Below are 21,481 nucleotides of genomic sequence, written 5' to 3'. Positions count from 1 at the left end.
GGGTTTCTGGTTGCATTCATACGCATGAAAATGCCATGGATCGGGAAGTCCTCCCGACAAGTTCCACCATGGCGTGAATCGTGTTCTCCTCGTCCTGGCGCTGTCCGTTGCCACCCTGCCCGCTCGGGCGGAGGGGCTTGAGGCGTCCCTGTCCGACTGGGGAGCCGTCGGGCTGCTTCAAACGCCGACAGCGCGCGGCATGCCGGACGGTGCCGTCACCGCCGGATTGACCGCTCTCGGTGGTCTGCACCGTCATATCTTCACCGGAGCGCAGCTTCTCCCCGGCCTTGAGGTCACGTTTCGCGACAGCACCTATCCAAGCTGGCACGGCCTCAGCGAACCGGGGGTGGACGCCAAGCTGCGCCTGCTGCGCGAAGGGCCATGGTGGCCGGCGCTGGCCGTCGGCGGGCGGGACGTCACCGGCAGCGGGCTGGACCTGCCGGGCAAGGGCCGTTTCGCGGGGGAGTATCTGGTCGCTTCGCGCCGCTGGTGGAACGTCGATCTCAGCCTGGGCATCGGCTGGGGCGGGCTCGGCGACTATGGGCATGTCCGCAACCCTCTGCGCTTCCTCGGCGGGCGTTTCAAGCGCGACCGCGACCCGGCGAAGGCGTCCTCCCGCGGGCCGGAGGCGTGGTTCACCGGGGAGCGCGTGGCCCTGTTCGGTGGTGTCGAATGGCACACGCCGCTGGAGGGGCTCAGCATCAAGCTGGAGTACAGCGCCGACAGCTTCCGCGCCCAGCAGCAGGACGACCCGAACTTCCAGCCCGGCCTGCCGCTGAACGCCGGTCTGGCCTATCGGCCCTGGCGCTGGCTGGAGGTCGGGGCCGGGGTCGAGCAGGGATCGCGCGCCATGCTGCGTCTCGCCGCGCGCTTCGACCCACAGCAGGACGTGGAGACCACCCCACCCACGCCACCGCCCGCGGTCGGCGCCCGTCCCGCCTCGCCGGATGCCGCCCTGCCCGCCCCGGACATCACGGCCCTGGCCCGGCTTCACCGGCTGCCCGCCCGCTCCGCCTTGATCGACGGCGACCGCGCCGCCCTGTGGCTGGACCCGGCGGGAACCGGCACCGCCCCGCTGGCGCAGGAGGTGGGTCGCGCCACCCGTCTGCTGGCCGACGGCGCGCCGCCGGAGGTCGAATGGCTGACCGTCGTCACCGGCGGCGCCGGGCTGGACGGCACGGCCGTCACCCTGTCGCGCCGCGCTGTTGAACAGGCGGCCAGTAAGCGCGGCAGTCCTGACGAAATCTGGCGGACGGCCCGCATCGACCGCTCCGCCGGCCCTCCGCCCGACTGGGCGTCGCGGCTCGCCCTGACCGTCACCCCGAGCGCGGAAGCCAGCCTGTTCGAGCAGAGCGCTCCGCTGGTGCAGCGGACCTACGGCGATACCGTGCTGACCGTGGAACCGCTGCGCGGTCTGGTTCTGAGCGGCGGACTGCGGGTGAACATCAGCCACAACCTCCACCTCCTCGACACCAACGCCATCCCGGCGGCGGAGCCGGTGCGCAGCGACCTGCCGCGCTACGCCGACCGCCTCGCCGCGGTCGAGCGGCTGTACGCGGCGTGGCTGGCCGCCCCCTCCGAGGGCTGGAACACGCGCCTGTCCGTCGGCCATTTCGAGGAGATGTTCGGCGGTGTGGGAGGCGAGGCGCTGTACCGCCCCCTGACGGCGCGCTGGGCGCTCGGGCTCGACCTCAACCGCGTCTGGAAGCGCCCGCCCGACGACGCGTTGCGCCTTGCCCCGGAAAGCGGACGGAACACCGGCCACGTCAGCCTCTATTGGGAAACGCCGGGGGCCGCGACGACGGGCGTGCTGCGGCTGGGTCGCTATCTCGGCGGGGATTGGGGCGGCACGGTCGAACTGATGCGCGCTTTCGACGGCGGCCTCCGTCTGTCCGGCCATGTCACCTGGACAGAGGGGCCGGAGGGCGCGCAGAGCCGCTACGGCGGGCGGTTGGAGCAGGGCATCGCGCTGAGCATACCCTTCAGTCCCGGAGGCTCCTGGCCGCCGGACGGGCGGTTGGCGGCCGCGGTGCGCACCCTCGGACGCGACGCGGGGCAACGGCTGCGCCAGCCATTGCCCCTGTATGACGCGTTGGTCGCGGCGGGTTACGGCCGCCTGACCGGATCATGGCCGCGGCTGATGGACTGAGCTGCGGCGGACCTGGAATCAGCGGATTTCGGAGATCGTCCCGGTCTTGGCGTCGAGAAGCACGGTGCTCCAGGTGCCGTTGGCCGACTGGGCCTCCGCCACGTAGTTCTCACCCTGCTTGCGGAAGTCGCGGACCGAGGTGAAGCCGGCGGCGCTGAAGTAGTTCAGCAGAGAGGTCTGCATCAGCTCCTTGCGGTTCTGGCCGCGCTCGGCGCGCTGGGCGGTGTTCGGATCGACATTCATGATGACCTGCCGGTTGCCCTGCATGGTGTTGGGCATGGTGCCGGTGGCCGACCCGGTGGTCCCCATCGCGCCGCTGTTCGGCACGCTGTTGTTCATGGTCCCGGTCGAACCGTAGGTGCCGGGCGTCGCATAGGTGCCGGTGCTGCCGTAGGTGCCCGCGGCGCCGGACCCGACGGTGGATTCGGCGCTGCCGCTGGTCACGCGGTCGGGCATGCGGCCGTCGGGCATCCGGTTCTGGGTCTGATTGCTCCAGGGGTCGGCCCTCTCGCCGGGCAGGCTTTCGACCTGCGGGCTGGTGGTCGGCAGGCCCGACGGGCTGGAGCGCTCGTAAGGGACCTGCGGCGCGTTGTTCTGATAGGTCTGGGCCATCGCGACGGGAGCGGCGGCCAGGGTTGCGGCGAGAACGGCGAGGGACAGTTTGGCGTTCATGGCATCCTCTTCTCTCGATACGGCGTCTCGCACCGGCGGAGCGGCGCTGCGCCTTTTCACCCGCCCGGCCGGAACCAAGCAGGCTGGCGAACTCGACAACAGCGCTCGTCGGCCGTTGTTGCGGTCAAGCCAGCGTTATCGGGATGCGCCTCCCCCTTTTGGAACCGACCCTACCCAAAAAAAGCTCTTTGCTGGAATGGGGTCCGGGAACCTTTCAGATCGGCGCGGTGTTCTGCACAATACTGACACGCTCTTCACAGAGTATGACGTTCAACAGACTGCGCGCCGGACGAGCCGTAACGCGCTTCGGACCGAGCGAGGGAGGTTAGGATGCTCTATTGGGCACTCGTTTTCTTCGTAGTCGCGCTGATCGCCGGCGCACTCGGTTTCGGCGGAATTGCGTCGGCCTCTTCGGGCATTGCGCAAATCCTGTTCTTCCTCTTCCTTATCTTGTTCGCGGCGAGTTTGATTCTGGGCCTGGTCAGGCGCCGCTAGACCCAGCACCCGCCCGGAACCGTCCGGGCGGGCGTTTCCCGCAGCGCGCCCGAGTCCGGCCTTCACGTTTCGGAGGGTCGGGCTCGCGATTACCCCCAAAGCCTCTCGATGTTAGCCTCGCACCTGACCGGCAACGCCCCATTCGGAGCGTTGCCGGTTTCTCTCTGCGTCCGGCACGAGCGGCTAAGGACATAAGCGGCTATGGAACGAGGACGGATCAATCGTCGTCGGTCGGGCTGTGCCCTTCCATGAGCTGCCTCAGGGCACGACGGCCGCGCGACAGGCGCGACTTCACGGTGCCGATGGAGATGCCGAGAATGTCGGCGGCCTCGCCGTAGGAGATACCCTCCAGCCCGATCAGCAGGACCACCTCCCGCTGTTCGGTCGGCAGCAGGCCGAGCGCGCGCTTCAGGTCGCGCAGTTCCAGCCGGACGAACTGGCCGCCATGGGCGGCGCCGATCGCCGCCTGCCCTTCCCCGTCGATGTCCACGACCGCCTGCCGGCGGCGGATGCCGTTGATGTGCAGGTTGCGCAGGATGGTGAAGAGCCAGGCGCGCAAGTTGCTGCCGGGCCGCCACAGATGCAGGCGCGACAAGGCACGCTCCAGACATTCCTGGACAAGGTCGTCGGCCAGCGTGGCGTCCCGCACCATGGCGCGGGCGAAACGGCGCAGGCGGGGAATCTCCGCCTCGATCTGCGCGATGATCGCCGGATCGGGGGGCGCCAAGGGTGCCTGGGGCGCTTCCGCCGCGCCCTCGGCGGGCGGATCGTCGGCTTCGACGCCATCCTCGGCTTCGACCGCAACGTTCAACTCGTCCTCGTCCGCACGGCGGCTTCCCATCACCGGCTTGAGGGCGACGGGGTCAAGCGGCGCGGGGCTGCTTGCCGGACGGCGCAAGGAACTCGCGACGTGGTTCGCCATCGGTGGAACGCTGCCTCCCTGTGTACCGAAAGATGTCCCGATCATGTCGGGCGCGACTGGAAACGCCCGAACCGTCGCTCCGGACCCCGCCTTGCGCCGAATGCACGCGGGGCTTAACCGGATTCTCCAACGACAATCGTCGGTCCATCAGTACGTAATGGCGCACCACAGGGGCTGCCAGTTGGGAAAAAGGCTAAGCCCCTTAACAATTTGGCGAGATTACCCCTAAATGCCATGGATCGTCCGATTGCTCCCGTAGCATTCGCTCGGGGATGAGGTATCGTCTCCGGACATACGGGAGGCTTCATGACTTTGCTCAAAAGGAAAAGGCCGGCTGGCTTTCACCAACCGACCTCAAATCTCCTTTGCGGGATAGCCATGTCTATGGCCAACGATGAATTCGCTCATTCATCCATCCGCAGGTCCGCTGCCAGCGGTTCTTCTTCTCTGTATAGGCGGCGTTTCCGTCCCTTAGCGGAAGTCTTATTTCATTGCAGTCCGCTTCCTCTCTTGGCCGGAACCATATCGCATTACGTCTTTCGTGGACAGCCGGACGTTGGCGCTAGCGCGCCAATCTTCCCGCATACGCCGAAAGACCGGCCGGATTCACCAGTCGGCGAAAGGCGTGTGAAGGCGGTGAAAAGCGCGGTGGCTCTGGCCACCGGCGGGCTGATCGCGTCCTTTCTGACCGCCCTGCCGGCCACGGCACAGGAGACGTCGGTACAGACGGCCGCCGCCCAGCCACCGGCCTTCCAGAGCACGGGCGAGCGCACGATCCGCGCGCTGGAGGCACTCGCCGGCAAGGGCAGCGCCCGCGCCCAGTACGAGCTGGCCATGCGCTACGAGGTCGGCAAAGGCGTGAACCGGGACGAGCGGATGGCCCTCTCCCTCTATTGCCGGGCGGCCCGCCAGGACTACGCCGAGGCGGCCTACCGCGCCGGGCGGATGCACATGGCCGGGCGGGGTGCGGTGTCGAAGGACGAGGAACTCGGCCGCTCCTGGCTGCGCCGCGCCGCCCTGCTGGGCAACGACAACGCGGCGCAGATGGTCAAGCCGGCCAGCGGTTCGGGCAAGGGGGCGGCGGGCAAGGCGCCCGACCGCTGCGAACCGCCGAGCGTGCGCTGGGGCGTGATCCGCATGCCGCCCAAGGAAATCCGCGCCATGGTCACCAAGATGGCCCCCAGCTACGGGCTCGACCCGGATCTGGTGCTGGCGGTGATCGCCGTGGAATCCGGTTACCGTGTGGATGTGGTGTCGGAAAAGAACGCCATGGGGCTGATGCAGCTCATCCCCGAGACGGCGGAGCGCTTCGGCGTGACCAAGCCCTTCGACCCCGAGCAGAACCTGCGCGGCGGCATGAAGTATCTGCGCTGGCTGCTGGCCTATTTCGACGGCAACGTGACGCTGGCGCTGGCCGGCTACAACGCGGGCGAAGGGGCCGTGGTCCAGTACAAGGGCGTTCCGCCCTACCGCGAGACGCAGGATTATGTGGTGAAGGTCCACAGCGTCTACCCGCGCCGCGTCCATCCCCACGATTCCAGCGTGGTGCGCTCCGCCGGCCTGCCCGCCGCCAAGCAGGAGGAGGTCGCCGAGCTGAGCGTCTCCCGCTCCACCGGCGCAAAACGGTAAAGCCGAAACGACGACGGCCCGCCAAGAAGGCGGGCCGTGGATCGTTGTTGCCGGAAAGGATGGCGTCCCCTAGGGGATTCGAACCCCTGTTACCGCCGTGAGAGGGCGGTGTCCTAGGCCTCTAGACGAAGGGGACCTTCATCGGGCGATGCTCGGTTGCCAGCCGAACGAAAGTGGCGTCCCCTAGGGGATTCGAACCCCTGTTACCGCCGTGAGAGGGCGGTGTCCTAGGCCTCTAGACGAAGGGGACAGTCTTTCGTCGTCTGACGACGTGGCGTCGTCGGCGTGGCGGGTTTTTAGCGAACCCACCCGGCCCGATCAAGCCTTTTCTGACAGACCTTTGGCGATTTTCAGAAAAGAGTTCACGACGGCCTGCGGCGTGTCGAAGGCGGTGACCAGACGCAGCAGATCGCCCTCCCAGCGGTAGAAACGGTAGCCCGCCGCCTCCAGCCCGTCGGCCACCGCGGCGGGCAGCCGCACGAATATCTCGTTGGCCTCCACCGGATGGGCCAGCTCCGCCCCTGGCAGCGCGGCGAGGCCCTGCGACAGCCGGTCGGCCATGGCGTTGGCGTGGCGGGCCAGCCGCAGCCACAGATCGTCGGCCAGCCAGGCGTCGAGTTGCGCCGACAGGAAGCGGCCCTTGGACACCAGGTGCCCGGCCCGCTTGCGCAGGAAGCCGAAATCCTCGGCCAGCGCCGGGTTGAAGAACACCACCGCCTCCGCGGCGAGGCAGCCACCCTTGGTGCCGCCCAACGACAACACGTCCACCCCGGCCTTCCAAGTCACCTCCGCCGGGGCGCAGCCCAGCCGGGCCACCGCGTTGGCGAAGCGCGCGCCGTCCATGTGCACCGCCATGCCGTGGGCGTGCGCGACGTCGGACAGGGCCGCCACCTCCTGCGCGCGGTAGACCGTCCCGGCCTCCGTCGCCTGGGTCAGGCTGAGGGCGGCGGGCTGCACCCGGTGCACCACGCCGATGCCCGCCCCGCCGAGCGCCGCGGTCAGCGCGGCGGGGGTCAGCTTGCCGCCCTCCCCGGCCAGCGGCACCAGCTTGGCCCCGCCGGTGGCCATCTCCGGCGCGCCGCACTCGTCGACGTGGATGTGGCTTTCCTGGTGGCAGTAGACCGCGCCGTAGGGCGGGACCAGAGCCGACAGGGCCAGCGCGTTGGCCGCCGTCCCGGTGGCGACCGGGAACACCGTCACCTCGGCCTCGAAGAGGGCGCACAGCCGGCGGGTGACGCTGGCGGTCAGCGGGTCCTGCCCATAGGGGTCGGCGGACCCGACCGAGGCCGCGACCAGGGCGTTCACCACCTCCGACGCGGCACCGGCCACATTGTCGCTGCGGAAATCGTACACGAAGGCGTTGGTCATGGCGCGGCGGCTCCGGCGGTGACGGTCACGGCGATGGCGCCGGTGCGCGGGTCCATCACATAGAGGCGGTCCGCGGCGTCCGGTATGGTGGCGCGGAAGACGACGCGGTTGCCCACCGCCACCGGGTCGCCCAGGCGCGCGCCCGCCGGCAGGCCCAGCGTGACCTCCTCCGCCCTCCCCGCGGGGGCAGTGGCGCGCTCGGTATCGGCGCCGGCCCGGCGCTCCGGATCGCTGATGCGCCTGTAGAGTTCGACGCCGAGGAACGTGAAGCCGGCGATGATCATCACGCCCATGATGACGATGAGTGCCTTGAGGAACTGCACGGTTTGGGGTCCACTCTCGCGCGAATGTGAGGAGTTTTGCCGAACGATGCCCGAACGCACCGAAATCGACGACGATGAGGACGAATACACCGGAACGCAGGACGGCGAAACCGGCGAAGGCGCGCGGCAGCGCTGGACCGTTCCGGACGGCGCCGGCGGCCAGCGGCTCGACAAGGCCCTGGCGATGGGGCTTCCCGGCCTGTCGCGCTCGCGCGTGCAGGCGCTGCTGGAAAAGGGCTGCGTGCAGGACGGCGACGGACGGACGGTCACGGACCCTTCCGTGAAGGTCAAGCCCGGACAAACTTTCGACGTTTTCATCCCCGAAGCTGAACCTGCACAGCCCGAAGCCCAGGACATCCCCCTGGACGTGGTCTATGAGGATGAGGACGTGTTGGTGATCGACAAGCCCGCGGGCATGGTGGTCCACCCCGCCGCCGGCAATCCGGACGGCACGCTGGTCAACGCCCTGCTCGCCCATTGCGGCGACAGCCTGTCGGGCATCGGCGGCGTGCGGCGTCCGGGCATCGTCCACCGGCTCGACAAGGACACCAGCGGCCTGATGGTCGTCGCCAAGAACGACCGCGCGCACCATGCGCTGACGGAGCAGTTCTCCGGGCGCACGCTCAGCCGCACCTACCAAGCGCTCGTCTGGGGTGTCCCCTCCCCTCGCGAGGGGCGGATCGAGGGCAACATCGGGCGCAGCAGCACCGACCGCAAGAAAATGGCCGTGGTCACCGGCGGCGGCAAGCACGCGGCCACCCGCTACCGCGTCGTCCGCTCCTTCGGCACCGCGCTCGCGCTGGTCGAATGCACGCTGGAGACCGGGCGCACACACCAGATCCGCGTGCACATGGCGCACATCGGCCATCCCATCGTGGGTGATCCGCTCTATGGCAAGGGGCGTGCCGGGCGCGCCGGCGGCAAGCACGCCTCAGCCCTGCCGGAACCCCATCGCGACCGGTTTGTTGGCTTTCCACGGCAGGCGCTGCACGCCGTGGGGCTGACCTTCCGGCACCCGGCAACGGGGGAGACGGTCCGCTTCCAGGCGCCGCTACCCACGGATATTAAAGATTTGTCAGATTTCTTAGAATCCCTGTAATCCACTATACCCGCGCGCAGAAGTCGGTTATTCTTCGCGTCAACAGCCGCCAACGCTCACGCTTGCATCCGGGACCATCCCCGGCGGATCGAACGGGCAAGCGGACGGCGAGGCGGCGCAGAACAGTGAACGGCCGTGTGCCCGTGAGAAGGCACGAAGAACAGCCGTCGGAGAGGGTCCAACATGGCGACGACATCCAGCGTTCCGGTCATCAGTTCCGAAAGCAATCTCTCGCGCTACCTCCAGGAAATCCGCAAGTTCCCCATGCTCGCGGCAGAGGAGGAGTACATGCTGGCCAAGCGCTGGCAGGAGATCGAGGATTCGGACGCCGCGCACAAGCTGGTGACCAGCCATCTGCGGCTCGTGGCGAAGATCGCCATGGGCTACCGCGGCTACGGCCTGCCGCTGTCGGAGCTGATCTCCGAGGGCAACGTGGGCATGATGCAGGCGGTGAAGCGGTTCGACCCCGACCGCGGCTTCCGGCTGGCGACCTACGCCATGTGGTGGATTCGCGCCGCCATCCAGGAATACATCCTGCACAGCTGGTCGCTGGTGAAGATGGGCACCACGGCGGCCCAGAAGAAGCTGTTCTTCAACCTGCGCCGCCTGAAGGGCCAGATGCAGGCCATCGAGGAGGGCGACATGTCGCCCGAGCAGGTGCGCCACGTCGCCACGACCCTCGACGTGCCGGAGCAGGACGTCGTCAACATGAACCGCCGCCTCAGCGCGCCCGACCATTCGCTGAACGCGCCGCTGCGCGCCGACAGCGAGGGCGAGTGGCAGGATTGGCTGGTCGACGAGACGGCGAACCAGGAAATCTCCCTGGCCGAGAACGAGGAGCTGGGCAAGCGGCGCAAGCTGCTGACCGCCGCCATGGAGAACCTGAACGAGCGCGAGCGCGACATCCTGGAGGAGCGCCGCCTGCGCGACAATCCCACCACGCTGGAGGATCTGTCGCAGAAGTACGGCATCAGCCGCGAGCGCGTCCGCCAGATCGAGGTGCGCGCCTTCGAGAAGCTCCAGAAGGCCATCCGCAATGCCGCGGTGGAGCAGAAGCTGGCCGGCTGAGCCTTTGCCCTCCGTTCGCCCATGGCGGGCGGAGGCCGCCCTTACGCCCCCGCGGGTTCGGCCATCTGCTCCTGCTCGTCCGGCGACAGGCCGCCGGCCTCGTCGAACAAGTCGCCGGCGACCTCCGGTCCCCATTCCTGGACCAGACCGACCTTCACGTCCTTCAGCGCGCTGACCCGCTTCTCGGCGCGCATCACCTCGAAATTCGCCACCATCGGCGGAATCCCGAAATAGAGCGCCCAGCCGATCGCCGCCGCCCCGTACATCACCAGCCAAGCCAGCGGGTCCATGAAGATCTTGCCGGCGGCGCCGATGGTGTGGTTGTGCTTCCACAGCTCGATGGCGTAGGGCATGCAGCCGCAGAAATTCAGCCCACCGACGGTGATCGGCGCCGATTTTTCGGGGTCGCGGTCGGTGACGTAGGCGACGATGGTCGGGATCATGCCGATGCCGAACAGGATCGAGGTGGGCAGCACCACCAGACCCGCCGGGATGATCAGCAGGATCAGCGTCAGCATGCTGCCCTTGCGCTTCTTCTTCTTTCCGCCGCTCTTGCCGCCGCGCGCCATGGGTGCCACCCGATCCTTGGTTTGAAGGCCGCCGTCAGAAGGCGAAGAAGAGGATGATGCCGCCGACCAGAATCGTGGACAGCAGGCTCGACACGATCGCCGCCACCTGCCGCCCGGACGATTCGATGATGCTGTTCCGGTCGCCGATGCTCTGCCGCAGCTTGTTGATCTCGGCATCGGCCTCGCGGTAGGCGATCTGGCCGGCTTCGAACTCCAGCTTGTCGCGGCGCAGCGCCTCCGGATCGTCGACGATCTTCAGCAGATCGCCGAGGCGTCCGTTGTGGGCGGCGGAGTCGGCGAGCTTGCGCACGGTGTCCTGGTGCGGCCGGCTGTGGAAACGGCGGAAGGCCGGATCGAGCAACGACACCACCCAGGCGGCGAGGTGCGACAGCGAATCCGTGCCGGTGCGCGCCTGGACGTCGGCCAGGATGGTCAGCATGGCGATCACCCGGCGCATCGGCTCGATGCTGGAGCCGAGCTGGGTGTAGAGCATCTCGTCGGTCCGCCGGTGCCGCACCGCCAGGAAGGCGGCGACGTGGCGGTCGATGGGGTCCTTGTGCCGCTCGCTCCCCGCCCCCATCCAGTCGAGGGCGCGCAGCAGTTCCGCCGGGGTGGTCGGCATCTGCTTGGCGACCAGCGGGCTGATGCAGGGCATGGTGGGGTTCATCTCGTAGAGCACGCGCTCCACCCCCAGCCCGTGGCCCGTGCGGTCCAGCAGGCCGCGGACCTGATCGAAGTTCTGCACCATCGGCACGAACTCCGGCTTGAAGTCGCTCTGCACGCTGACCCAGAACATGGGAAGCTGGTTGGCCAGGACTTCGGCCGACGGCTGCGGCGACTCGCCGCGCAGGAAGGCGTCGGCCAGCATGGTGCCGATGCCGTCGGGCATCATCGCCTTGCCGCGGTAGCGGATGGGTGCAGCGGGGTCCAGCGCCATGCAGACGCGGGCGACCAGCCGTTCGGCCATGCTGCCGCCCTTGCCGGTGGTCGAGGCCGTCTGCACCGCGTTCGCCACCGCCTCCGCCCGCGCGTCGTCGCCCATGGAGCGGCGCAGCCATTTGTCCAGCTCGCCGCCCTCGATGACCGTGGCGGCGGGCGCCACATGGCGGGCGAAGGCGCGGGCCAGCGTGCGGCAATGCCAGTAGTCCTGCCCCTGGAATTCCAGCGGGCGGGCGGCGCGGCGCGGCACCTGCGGCTGCTTCGGGCTGAGGCGGCGCCCGGCGACCCAAAGGTCGAGGTCCTGGAGCGTCCAGCGCTGCTTGGGATCGTCCACCAGCAGCCCGCGGATCACCTCGCTGATCGCCAGCGGCAGGCGCATCTGGCCGACCAGCGCCGGGTAGGACCCGCGCTCGATCTTGGCCTGGAGGATCGCTTCGTCCTCCGCCGCCCCCACCGGGTTGCGCCCCAACAGCAGGAGCAGCAGCGTGACGCCCAGCGAATAGAGATCGTCGGCCATGGTGCCGGTGCCGCGCCCGGCCGGCGAGGCCATGCCGCGCTCCACCGTCTCCAGCAGGACCGTCTGACCGTAGCCCGGCGGAGTGGACAGGCATTCGCCCAGCATCAGGCTGCTGGAGGCCAGATCGCGGTAGTAGAGGTTGGTCGGGCGGATCGCGCCATGGACCACGCCGCGGCTCGACAACTCCTTCAGCGCCGCGACCAGCGGGTGGATGATCTGCCGGGTCAGATGGTCTTCGGGGATCGGGTCCGTGGTCTCGGTCAGGCTGTTCATCAGCCGCTTGCCCGCCGGACGCTCGAAGATCATGCAGAGGCGGCGCCCCTGGCTCGCCGGCCAATCCACCATGCCCCAGTCGAGCAGGCGCATGTGGGCCTGGTTGTCGAGGCTGGCCACGGTGGCGGCGATGTCGGTTCGCGCCAGCGTGGCGCCGTGGCCGATGATGGCGAAGGCTTCGGAGCGCTTGTCACGCAGCGGCTTGGCCGTGTAGGCGTTGCCGCCGATGGCGTTGAGCGCGGCGAGCGGCGCGCTGGGGTGGATCTCGTACCGCTCGGCCAGCTTGACCGGCTCGGCGTTCGCCATCATCCGATCCGCGGCGGCTGCGGTCATGGCATCGGATGGCATGGCGTTCGAATCCCCGGAGCCTGCGAGCGTGTGCCAGCCTTAGTCGCTCGAAAAGGGCAAACAAATTGTTAACGCGGGGGGAAGTGGTCGCGTCGGGCCCCCTCCCCGGCCCTCCCCCGCTTCGCGGGAGAGGGAGATAGTCCCCTCCCTCACCGAAGGTGGGGGAGGGTTAGGGAGGGGGCCCGAGGCCTACACCTTCACATCAATCCTGGCACATCAATCCTGGAACGGGTCGTTCATCAGGATGGTGTCGTCGCGCTCCGGGCTGGTGGACAGCAGGGCCACCGGGGCCTGGATCAGTTCCTCGACGTGGCGGACATACTTCACCGCCTGAGCCGGCAGCTCCGCCCAGGAGCGGGCGCCCTGGGTGCTGTCCTTCCAACCCTCGAAGGTCTCGTAGATCGGCTCGACGCGGGCTTGGGCGCCGGCGTTGGCCGGGAAGTAATCCAGCTCCTGCCCGTCCAGGCGGTAACCGACGCAGACCTTGATCTCGTCGAAGCCGTCCAGCACGTCCAGCTTGGTCATGGCGATGCCGTCGATGCCGCCGGTCTTCACCGCCTGGCGGACCATCACGGCGTCGAACCAGCCGCAACGGCGCTTGCGCCCGGTGACCACGCCGAACTCCTTGCCGCGCTGGCCGATCAGCTCACCGACGTCGTCGAACAGCTCGGTCGGGAACGGGCCGGAGCCGACGCGCGTCGTGTAGGCCTTGCAGATGCCCAGCACATAGCCGACGGCGCGCGGACCCATGCCGCTGCCGGCGGCGGCGTTGCCGGCCACCGTGTTGGAGGAGGTGACGAAGGGATAGGTGCCGTGGTCGATGTCGAGCATCTGGCCCTGCGCGCCCTCGAACAGGATGCGCTTACCGGCGCGGCGCAGCTCGTCCAGCGTCTTCCAGACGACCGAGGCGTAGGGCAGCACCTGCGGGGTGATCTCGCGCAGCGGGTCCAGGATGTCGGCCGGGGTCATTTCCGGCGCGCCCAGGCCGCGGAGCAGCAGGTTGTGGTGGGCCAGCAGGGCGTCCACCTTCTCCTTCAGCACCGCCTCGTCGCCGAGGTCGCACAGGCGGATGGCCCGCCGGGCCACCTTGTCCTCATAGGCCGGGCCGATGCCGCGGCCGGTCGTGCCGATCTTGCCGGCGCCGCGGGCCTCCTCGCGCGCCTTGTCGAGCGCGCTGTGGACCGGGAGGATCAGCGGAACGTTCTCGGCGACCTGGAGCGTGGCGGGGGACACGTCCACGCCCTGGCTCTTGATCGCCGTCACTTCGCGGATGAAGGCCCAGGGGTCGAAGACGACGCCGTTGCCGATGATCGACAGCTTGTTCGGCCGAACCACGCCCGAAGGCAGCAGGCTCAGCTTGTACGTCACGCCGTTGATCACCAGCGTGTGGCCGGCGTTGTGACCGCCCTGGAAGCGCACCACCACGTCGGCCCGGCTGGACAGCCAGTCGACGATCTTGCCCTTGCCCTCGTCGCCCCACTGGGCGCCGACCACCGCCACGTTGGCCATGTGTGTCTCCGCAAAAAAAGAAGGCAGAAAGAAACGTTGCCCATGCAAAGGCGCCCCCGCGGCGCGGGGGTCGCCTCTCGTGAAGTCTCAGGTCAGCGGCGTGACCGTGCCGCCGTCCAGACGGTGGCCGCAGTCCAGACGCTTGGCCTCCGCCGCCGCGTCCGCCACGGGAGCCAGCCCCGCCACGGTGACCCAGCCCTCGGCGCGCAGCTTGCCCGCCGCGGCCCAGGAGGTGCCATGCGGCACGTAAACGCGCTTGGCCGGCTCCGGCGCCGGAACGGCGCGCAGGAGCGTGTCCATGTAGAGGGTGAAGCCGGTCCCCGGCTCGCCCTCCTCCTCCACGCCCGGACGCACGCCGGCGCGGTAGCGGCCCCCCGCCCCCAGTTCGCCGCGCACGTCGCGCGCGAATAGGGTGAAGCTGAGGCCGGTCTGGTATTCGAAGCCGCGATGCTCCACCAGATCGACGGTGATCGTCAGATCGGGGCGCGCGGCGCGCAGCAGGCCCAGGGCGTCGGTCAGGCGGCGCCGGTCCTTCTCCGCCGTTTCCGGCAGCGGCAGCGCCGACAGCACCTCCATGGCGCGCTCCGCCGGGCCGGAGGCGGCCATCAGCGCGTGCAGCAACGAGGCCGCCGGGCCGCCGACCGCCGTCACAGCCGCCGCGTCCTTCTTGTCCAGCGCCTCGCGCAAGCGGGCGGTTTCCTCATCGCCGAGCCCCAGGCCACGGCAGACCCGCGCCACCATGGTCGGCACGCAGAGGTCCACCGACAGGTGCTTCACCCCCACCCCTTCCAGGGCGTGGGCGGCGAGCAGGATCACCTCGGCGTCCGCCTCGGCCTCCAGCGGGCCGATCAGCTCGACGCCGACCTGGGTGATCTGCCGCTCGGGACGGAGCTGCGACCCCTTCACGCGCAGCACCGGCCCGGCGTAGCACAGCCGCACCGGGCGGGCGCCGTTCTTCAGGCGGGTGGTGGCGATGCGCACGATCTGCGGGGTGATGTCGGCGCGCACGGCCATCATGCGCTGCGACAGCGGGTCCATCAGCCGGAAGGTCTGCTTCGCCATGGCGGCGCCGGAGCCGGACAGCAGATTGTCCTCGAACTCGACCAGCGGCGGCTCGACACGCTCATAGCCGTGGGCCGTGAAGTCCGCCAGCAGGCGCGCCACCGCCGCCGCTTCGTGCGCCGCTTCGGGCGGCAGCACGTCGTGCAGGCCGGCGGGCAACAGCGCGGAGCTCAGGGAATCAGCGGGCATGGCCTGCGTCGTCTCGTCGAATGGGTGGCAAACCGTCGGCATGGCGAGAGCCCGCAAGTCCGATGGGCATGCGGTGCTCGGGCATACGGAGCGGGTCAATACCCCACCCCGCCTTCCTCATGCAAACGGAAAAGCTCCGCAGCCCGTGCCCGTCTCCCCTGCGCCGGCCACAGGCGCCGGTTTGGGGCGGTTCGAAACATGAATGCTTTCCAATCGAATCTTTGTTGAGTTTGATGAGAAATCTCCGGCATCCTGTGTACGAACCGTGCCAGCAGCAGCGGGGCAATGGCACCATGGCACGCCCGTCCGCCAGCTACGAAGTCCAGATCTACCAGCAGGACCACTGGGTTCTCGACGGCCGCTTCGACACCGAGGCGGAGGCGCTGGTCTTCGGCCGCAAGGCGCTGTCCGGCGGCAAGGTCGAGGGCATGCGGGTGGTGCGCGACTGGCGGCGCCCGGACGGCCGCCATGTCGAGACGGAAGTCCATGTGGAGTTCCGTCAGGTCTCCCGCACGGTGGCCGCCTCCCCCATCGACGAGGCGCCGGCGCTCTGCCTTACGCTCGACCATTGCTACGGCGTGCAGAGTCGCATGACGATGAACCGCGTGCTGCGCAATTACGTGGAGCGCGCGGTGGTCACCCCGACCGAGGTGCTGCACAACCACGCGGAGCTGGCGCGGCTTCTCAACACCGACAACCTCGTGCCCACCGCGGTCGGGCGGGTCGCCGCCCTCCAGGCGGAGAAGGCAGGGACGGACGGGCGCGGGCGGCGCGACGCGCTGAACCTGCTGATGCACGAACTGACCGACCGGGCGCGCGCCGCCGCCGCGCGCAAGGACCTGCCGGCCATCGCCGCCACCGGCTTCCGCCCCATGTTCGACCGGCTGGATTCCAGCCTGCCGGCGGAGGAGCGCGATTTCCTCGCCCGCGTCGTGCTGTCGCGCGAGCTGGTGCAGATGCGCAACTGGCTGGCCAAGCTGGATTTCCTGGGTGAGCTGGCGCGGGAGGACGGGGGCACGGCCGACCGGCCGCTGGTCCTGCTCGACGGCGTGATCGCCGATGTTCTGGGCGCCCCCTCCGTCGCGCAGGAGCTTCTGGGCGCCCAGGGCAGCCTGGCGGAGGCGCTGTGCAATCTGATCGACCTGTCGCGGGGCCGCCTGTCCCCGGCCAAGCGGGCGGAGGGCGACCGCGCCGTCCAGTTGAACGAGCTTCTGGCCTTCCACGACCTGGACCAGACGCGCCTGGTCATCCTGGATCTGGTGCGCCGGCAGTTGAAGGGGACGCAGCCGCTCTACCGCTCCGACCCGTCGCTGGAGATGGACGCCTTCCAGGAAATCCTGAAGCGCACGCTCGGCCCCGACGGACCCGCCGGGGGCGGTCCGATGGCCGAGGCGCTGGTCCTGCGCTACCTGCGCTTCCTGGAGGGCGGCGGGGCGCCGGGCCGCAAGCAGGCCATCGCGGAGGTGGCCGGCTGCATCCCCGACGCGCGGGACCGGGTGCGCTTCCTGCTGGCGCTCGCCGACTCCGACCTCGGCCATGGGCACGCGGCCGACATCGCCCGGCTGCTGCACACCCTGACCGGCAACCCGGCGGGCTACGGCCGCTTCGTCCACCCCCGCCTGCCGCCCCGCGACAATCTGGAGGCGCTGACCCTGCTCTATTGCCAAGCCGCCGAGTCGGCGCTGCCGGAGGAGGCGCGCACCCGCCTGACCGGCGACCTCGACGCGCTTCTGGTGGCCTATATCACCGAAGAGCGCGTGGTGGAGCGGCTGGACGATCCCGGCGACGCTCTGCGGCTGCGCGCGAACCGTCTGCTGCAGGTCTGCGCGCCGGGCATCCTGCGCAGCCGGCGGGCGCTGGAGATGGTCCGGCGCCGCGTCGTCGAGCATCTCCGCCAACCGCAATTCGACCGGAAATATGTGGAGGACCTGCCCGACGCGGTGACGCAGCAGCGCGCTCTGCGGGAGTTTTACCGCATGTTGGGAGCGGCTGGTTTCGTGTGAGCCCCGGACGGCCCGACCGCCCCGATGCGGATGGACAGCACCCGCCCCTTTGGATAATCAGCGCATCACATCGGGACAAGACGGGGCGCCGCCATCGGCCTCCGCAGCGACGAAGGGCACAGCCTTGGGCAATGGCGTCGGCAATGGAATTGCGCTGGGACCGGTCTTCCACATCATCGGCATCCTTCTGACCATCCTGGGGCTGGGCATGCTGGTGCCGGCCTTGGCCGACGCCGCCGTGGGCAACCGCGACTGGACGGCCTTCGCCGGCTCCAGTGCGGCGACGCTGGCGGTCAGCGGGGGCATGGTCCTGGCGACGTCGAGCAAGGAGCACGCGCGCTTCACCGTGAAGCAGCATTTCCTGCTGACCACGCTGTCCTGGTGCGTCCTGGCGACCTTCGGCGCCCTGCCCTTCATGATCTCCGCCGCCCGCCTGTCCTTCACCGACGCCTATTACGAGGCGATGTCGGGCCTCTCAACCACCGGCGGCACGGTGATCGTCGGGCTGGACGACGCCCCGCCGGGGGTTTTGCTGTGGCGGTCGCTGCTGAACTGGTTCGGCGGGGTCGGCATCATCGTCATGGCGATCGCCGTGCTGCCCATCCTGCGGGTCGGCGGCATGCAGCTGTTCCGCACCGAGTCCTCCGACAAGGGCGACAAGCCCTTCGCCACGGTGCAGGACACCGCCGGGGCCATCGCCATGATCTATCTGGCGCTGACCGTGCTGTCGGCGGTGGCCTACCATCTGGCCGGCATGACGTGGTTCGACGCGATCAACCACGCCATGGCCTCCATCGCCACCGGCGGCTTCTCGACCAAGGACGCCTCGCTCGGCTGGTTCGATTCCCACGCGGTGCTGTGGGTGGCGACCGTTTCGATGATCTGCGGGGCCTTGCCGCTGACCTGGTACATCCGCCTGCTGCGCGGCCAGCGCAACGCGCCGGTCTTCGGCGACAGCCAGGTGAACGCGCTGCTGGCGATCCTGCTGGCGGCCAGCACCGCCATGACCCTGTGGGCCTTCATCGTGGTCGGCCTGCCCTTCCGGGACGCGCTCAGCCATTCGGCGGTGAACGTCACCTCGATCATCACCGGGACGGGCTTCGTCTCCACCGACTATTCGACCTGGGGCAGCTTCGCCGTCGTCGCCTTCTTCTTCTTCTACTTCATCGGCGGCTGCACGGGCTCGACAGCAGGCTCCATCAAGGTCTTCCGCTGGCAGGTGCTGGCGCTGTCGATGCTGAACCAGATGCAGCGGATGCTGAAGCCGAACCGGGTGCTGGTCCCGCTCTATCAGGGCAAGGTGCTGGACGAGGATGTGGTCGGCTCGGTCATCAACCTCGCCTTCGCCTTCATGGCGGCCTTCGGCATCCTGTCGCTTCTTGTCGCCGCGATGGGCGTGGATTACCTGAGCGCCGCCAGCGCCGTCGCCTCCGCGCTCGCCAACGCCGGTCCGGGGCTGGGGCCGGTGGTCGGCCCGGCGGGCACCATGGCGCCGCTGCCCGACGCCGCGAAATGGATGCTGAGCTTCGCCATGCTGCTGGGCCGGCTGGAGGTCTTCACCGTGCTGGTGCTGATCCTGCCGAGCTTCTGGCGGGATTGAGCGGGCCATGAGAAAGGCCGCGCCGGAGTGGCGCGGCCTTATCGAGAGCGGACAACATGCCTGCTTCGTACGAAGCCACCGCCCTCTATCGAGACGCGCGGGCTTGCTTCTTCAGCTCCAACATTTTGTAGATTTCCGCCTCGCCTTCTTCGAGATCGACGAGGGATTCGGCGCGGCGCTGATCGATCAAGGCCCGGATTGCCTCAACCTCAGCGTTGAGGCAATCCGGGTCGACACTATGCTTGTCGGGAAAAGAGCTTGGCATCTTCAAGGTTCAGCGCCCGAAGGTCTCCGCCTTGACCGTGGCGAAGGCCCAGTCGAGCCAGGGCAGGACCGCCTCCATGTCCTCGTTCTCCACCGTGGCGCCGCCCCACAGGCGCAGGCCCGGAGGAGCGTCGCGGTAGGAACCGGCGTCAAAGGCGGCCTCCTCCTTCTCCAGAAGCGCCGCGAGCTTCTTGGCGAAGTCGGCCTGGGCCTCCGGCGTCAGGGCGGTCACCTCGGGGTCGGTGAAACGCAGGCAGATCGAGGTGCAGGAGCGCGTCGCCGGATCGTCCCCCAAGAAGCCGGCCCAGGTCGAGGCCGCCACCCACTCCGAGACGATGCGCAGGTTCTGCTCCGACCGGCGGATGAGCTGGGTCAGGCCGCCGACCGACAGCGACCAGCGCAGCCCGTCGATGGCATCCTCCACGCAGAGCATGGACGGCGTGTTGATGGTGTCGCCGACGAAGATGCCTTCGATCAGCTTCCCGCCACTGGTCAGGCGGAAAATCTTCGGCAACGGGCGGTCGGGGCGGAAGCTCTCCAGCCGCGCCACGGCGCGCGGGCTGAGCACCAGCATGCCGTGCGCGGCCTCGCCGCCCAGCACCTTCTGCCAGGACCAGGTGGCGACGTCGATCTTGCTCCAGGGAATGTCCATGGCGAAGGCGGCGGAGGTCGCGTCGCAGATCGACAGCCCCTCGCGGTCCGCCGGAATCCAATCGCCGTCCGGCACCCGCACGCCCGACGTCGTGCCGTTCCAGGTGAACACCACGTCGCGGCTGAAATCGGCCTGCGACAGGTCCGGCAGTTCGCCGTAGGGGGCCTGGATGGTCCGCACGTCGGACAGGCGGAGCTGCTTGGTGACGTCGGTCACCCACTCCTTGCCGAAGCTCTCCCAGGCCATCATGTCGACGCCGCGCTCACCCAGCAGGTTCCACAGCGCCATCTCCACCGCCCCGGTGTCGGAGGCCGGGACGATGCCGATGCGGTAGTCGCCGGGGATCGCCAGGACGGCGCGGGTCAGGTCGATGACCTCCTTCAGCTTCGCCTTGCCCGGCTTCGAGCGGTGGGAGCGGCCGAGCAGCGCGCCGTCCAGGGCGTCCAGCGACCAGCCGGGCCGCTTGGCGCAGGGGCCGGAGGAAAACAGCGGGTTCGACGGCCGGCGGGCGGGCTTCATGGACACTCTACTCCCCAAAACTCGGGATTGCGGTATGGCCGGCGACGATAGGAGGTGCGCGGAAGCCCGTCAATCAGCCGCTCACGCGCAGCAGCGTCGCCTGGATGTGCCGCGTGCCCGCCGCGTCGCAGATGTAGTAGCAGACCGCCACCCGCCCGTCCGCCAGCACGGTCGCCCAGGGATAGCCGACGTCGGGCGACGGCGCGTCGGCGCGGATGACGATCTCCGGCGCGCTCTCCAGCGTCTCCCGCCGGCTGTCCCAAACGCGGGCGCGCACGCCGTAGGGCTGATGGCGGTAGCCGTAGACGACGAACAGCCGCCCGTCCGGCAGCGGGCAGGCGTCGTAGGGGTGCCCGACGACCGCGTTCTCGATCCAGGGCGCCCAGCTTTCCCCCAGATCGTGGGAGACGGAGGTGGCGAGGCGGTCGCCCAGTCCGGTGGTGCGGTGGAAGGCGACCAGCTGCCCGTCGGCGGTCAGGTGCAGCGCGGTTTCGCAGAAGCCGGCCCGCCCCGCCGGGTCGCGGGCGATGGTGCTGCGCAGAGCCCAGCTTTCCCCCCGGTCGCGGGAGGCGAACAGGTAGCTGGTGTAGGGGCCGCCGGTGTAGGTCGCCATCAGCAGCGTGCCGTCCGGCGCCTCCACCGCCCGCCCGCGCACGGCCCCGCCCAGCATCGGGCGCAGGCCGGGCAGGATCGGTCCCTGGCCCGGCAGTTCCGGCAGATAGCGGTGGGCCGACCAGTGCCGACCGCCGTCGTCGCTGACGCGGGTGCTGCCGCCCCAGAACAGGAAGAAGGTGCCCGACGTCTCGGCGTTGCCCAGCAGGTGGACGCCCTTCTCGCGCAGCCGCAGGCCGTGGCGCGCCGACATCGGGTACCAGCCGAAGCTGCCCAGGATGATCCGCCCCGAACGCAGAACCAGCAGGCTGGGGTCCTGGTCGCCCGCCTCCGGGTCGGTGGGCAGCGGCTGCGGCGCGCCCTCCGGCTCGAAATCCGGGGTGAAGCGCTGGATCACGAGGTGGGAGCGCGAGTCCACATGGTCGACGCTGGTGAAGTCGCCGTTGCCGTCCGCCGGCTCCCCGTGCAGCCAGCGGTGGTCGCGGGCGCGCCGGAAGGCCACCAGAATCCGCCCGTCGGCCAGCGTCGCCGCGGACGGGAAGGACGCGTAGAAGCGCCGGTCGCTGTAGACGATGCGATGGGAAAGACTGTCGAACATGCACCTGAAATCCGCCTTGCGCCCGCGGCATTGGAGGCGCCCGGCCAATGTCCGGTTGCCGGAATGAAGGATTCCTTTACGGTGCGCGTGGTCCCCTGCTAG

At 69.2% G+C, this 21,481-nt stretch carries 18 protein-coding genes and 2 tRNA genes; 7 read left to right on the top strand and 13 right to left on the bottom strand.

What is annotated here, in order from left to right; all coding sequences use genetic code 11:
* The first annotated feature begins 73 nt into the window (after positions 1 to 73).
* Positions 74 to 2,149 carry a YjbH domain-containing protein gene (locus tag DS837_RS02815; protein WP_149163313.1) on the top strand — a complete coding sequence of 692 codons (2,076 nt, stop codon included), beginning with the start codon at positions 74 to 76 and terminating at the stop codon, positions 2,147 to 2,149.
* A gap of 18 nt (positions 2,150 to 2,167) precedes the next feature.
* Here the strand turns inward: DS837_RS02815 and DS837_RS02810 are convergent, their stop codons facing one another.
* A complete protein-coding gene (locus DS837_RS02810) occupies positions 2,168 to 2,821 on the bottom strand; it encodes a hypothetical protein (RefSeq protein WP_149163312.1) in 654 nt (217 codons plus the stop codon).
* A 330-nt stretch (positions 2,822 to 3,151) separates the two neighbouring features.
* Here DS837_RS02810 and DS837_RS02805 point away from each other — a divergent pair, with 330 nt between their 5' ends.
* On the top strand, positions 3,152 to 3,316 hold the full coding sequence (locus tag DS837_RS02805; RefSeq protein WP_149163311.1) for a DUF1328 domain-containing protein: 165 nt from the start codon (positions 3,152 to 3,154) through the stop codon (positions 3,314 to 3,316).
* Positions 3,317 to 3,533: 217 nt separating this feature from the next.
* Here the strand turns inward: DS837_RS02805 and DS837_RS02800 are convergent, their stop codons facing one another.
* Entirely contained in the window at positions 3,534 to 4,238 is a 705-nt protein-coding gene (locus tag DS837_RS02800) for a sigma-70 family RNA polymerase sigma factor (RefSeq protein WP_149163310.1), read from the bottom strand.
* A gap of 648 nt (positions 4,239 to 4,886) precedes the next feature.
* Here DS837_RS02800 and DS837_RS02795 point away from each other — a divergent pair.
* Complete coding sequence (locus tag DS837_RS02795; RefSeq protein WP_149163309.1) at positions 4,887 to 5,867, top strand: transglycosylase SLT domain-containing protein; 981 nt, start codon at positions 4,887 to 4,889, stop codon at positions 5,865 to 5,867.
* Positions 5,868 to 5,927: 60 nt separating this feature from the next.
* On the opposite strand, the gene DS837_RS02790 is transcribed toward DS837_RS02795, so the two are convergent.
* From DS837_RS02790 to DS837_RS02775, 4 genes are all read right to left on the bottom strand, one after another.
* Positions 5,928 to 6,003: transfer RNA gene (locus tag DS837_RS02790), tRNA-Glu, on the bottom strand.
* Between the two features lie 38 nt (positions 6,004 to 6,041).
* A tRNA-Glu gene (locus tag DS837_RS02785) sits at positions 6,042 to 6,117 on the bottom strand.
* Positions 6,118 to 6,185: 68 nt separating this feature from the next.
* Positions 6,186 to 7,235, bottom strand: coding sequence for a threonine aldolase family protein (locus tag DS837_RS02780; RefSeq protein WP_149163308.1), 1,050 nt, complete (start codon positions 7,233 to 7,235; stop codon positions 6,186 to 6,188).
* Positions 7,232 to 7,558 carry a hypothetical protein gene (locus DS837_RS02775; protein WP_149163307.1) on the bottom strand — a complete coding sequence of 109 codons (327 nt, stop codon included), beginning with the start codon at positions 7,556 to 7,558 and terminating at the stop codon, positions 7,232 to 7,234. Before DS837_RS02775 ends, DS837_RS02780 begins: the two co-directional genes overlap by 4 nt.
* 46 nt (positions 7,559 to 7,604) lie before the next feature.
* Here DS837_RS02775 and DS837_RS02770 point away from each other — a divergent pair, with 46 nt between their 5' ends.
* Positions 7,605 to 8,657 (top strand): RluA family pseudouridine synthase, encoded by a 1,053-nt coding sequence (locus DS837_RS02770; protein ID WP_149163306.1) that lies wholly within the window; start codon positions 7,605 to 7,607, stop codon positions 8,655 to 8,657.
* Between the two features lie 183 nt (positions 8,658 to 8,840).
* Positions 8,841 to 9,725: an RNA polymerase sigma factor RpoH gene (rpoH, locus tag DS837_RS02765; protein ID WP_145626466.1), complete on the top strand. Its 885-nt coding sequence runs from the start codon at positions 8,841 to 8,843 to the stop codon at positions 9,723 to 9,725.
* Positions 9,726 to 9,766: 41 nt separating this feature from the next.
* On the opposite strand, the gene DS837_RS02760 is transcribed toward rpoH, so the two are convergent.
* The 4 genes from DS837_RS02760 to DS837_RS02745 form a co-directional block, all read right to left on the bottom strand.
* Positions 9,767 to 10,294, bottom strand: a complete 528-nt coding sequence (locus DS837_RS02760; protein WP_149163305.1) for a hypothetical protein — start codon at positions 10,292 to 10,294, stop codon at positions 9,767 to 9,769.
* A gap of 34 nt (positions 10,295 to 10,328) precedes the next feature.
* Positions 10,329 to 12,371, bottom strand: coding sequence for a serine/threonine-protein kinase (locus DS837_RS02755; protein WP_149163304.1), 2,043 nt, complete (start codon positions 12,369 to 12,371; stop codon positions 10,329 to 10,331).
* Positions 12,372 to 12,587: 216 nt separating this feature from the next.
* Positions 12,588 to 13,880, bottom strand: coding sequence for an adenylosuccinate synthase (locus DS837_RS02750; RefSeq protein WP_114860782.1), 1,293 nt, complete (start codon positions 13,878 to 13,880; stop codon positions 12,588 to 12,590).
* Positions 13,881 to 13,967: 87 nt separating this feature from the next.
* Positions 13,968 to 15,131, bottom strand: a complete 1,164-nt coding sequence (locus tag DS837_RS02745; protein WP_149163303.1) for an ATP phosphoribosyltransferase regulatory subunit — start codon at positions 15,129 to 15,131, stop codon at positions 13,968 to 13,970.
* Positions 15,132 to 15,424: 293 nt separating this feature from the next.
* On the opposite strand from DS837_RS02745, the gene DS837_RS02740 reads away from it, so the two are divergent.
* Together DS837_RS02740 and DS837_RS02735 are read left to right on the top strand one after the other, a co-directional pair.
* Positions 15,425 to 17,134: a hypothetical protein gene (locus DS837_RS02740; protein WP_149163302.1), complete on the top strand. Its 1,710-nt coding sequence runs from the start codon at positions 15,425 to 15,427 to the stop codon at positions 17,132 to 17,134.
* Positions 17,135 to 17,258: 124 nt separating this feature from the next.
* Positions 17,259 to 18,734, top strand: coding sequence for a TrkH family potassium uptake protein (locus DS837_RS02735; protein WP_170295712.1), 1,476 nt, complete (start codon positions 17,259 to 17,261; stop codon positions 18,732 to 18,734).
* Positions 18,735 to 18,819: 85 nt separating this feature from the next.
* Here DS837_RS02735 and DS837_RS02730 read toward each other — a convergent pair whose 3' ends face one another.
* From DS837_RS02730 to DS837_RS02720, 3 genes are all read right to left on the bottom strand, one after another.
* Positions 18,820 to 19,005 (bottom strand): hypothetical protein, encoded by a 186-nt coding sequence (locus tag DS837_RS02730; protein ID WP_149163301.1) that lies wholly within the window; start codon positions 19,003 to 19,005, stop codon positions 18,820 to 18,822.
* A 3-nt stretch (positions 19,006 to 19,008) separates the two neighbouring features.
* On the bottom strand, positions 19,009 to 20,169 hold the full coding sequence (locus tag DS837_RS02725) for a phosphoserine transaminase (protein WP_149163300.1): 1,161 nt from the start codon (positions 20,167 to 20,169) through the stop codon (positions 19,009 to 19,011).
* 73 nt (positions 20,170 to 20,242) lie between these two features.
* Positions 20,243 to 21,379, bottom strand: a complete 1,137-nt coding sequence (locus DS837_RS02720) for a sialidase family protein (protein ID WP_149163299.1) — start codon at positions 21,377 to 21,379, stop codon at positions 20,243 to 20,245.
* Positions 21,380 to 21,481 lie beyond the last annotated feature (102 nt).

Origin of the sequence: Azospirillum brasilense (assembly GCF_008365405.1) — a bacterium.
In the GTDB taxonomy this organism is placed as follows: domain Bacteria; phylum Pseudomonadota; class Alphaproteobacteria; order Azospirillales; family Azospirillaceae; genus Azospirillum; species Azospirillum brasilense_D.
This window is presented reverse-complemented; position numbering and strand designations above follow the sequence as displayed.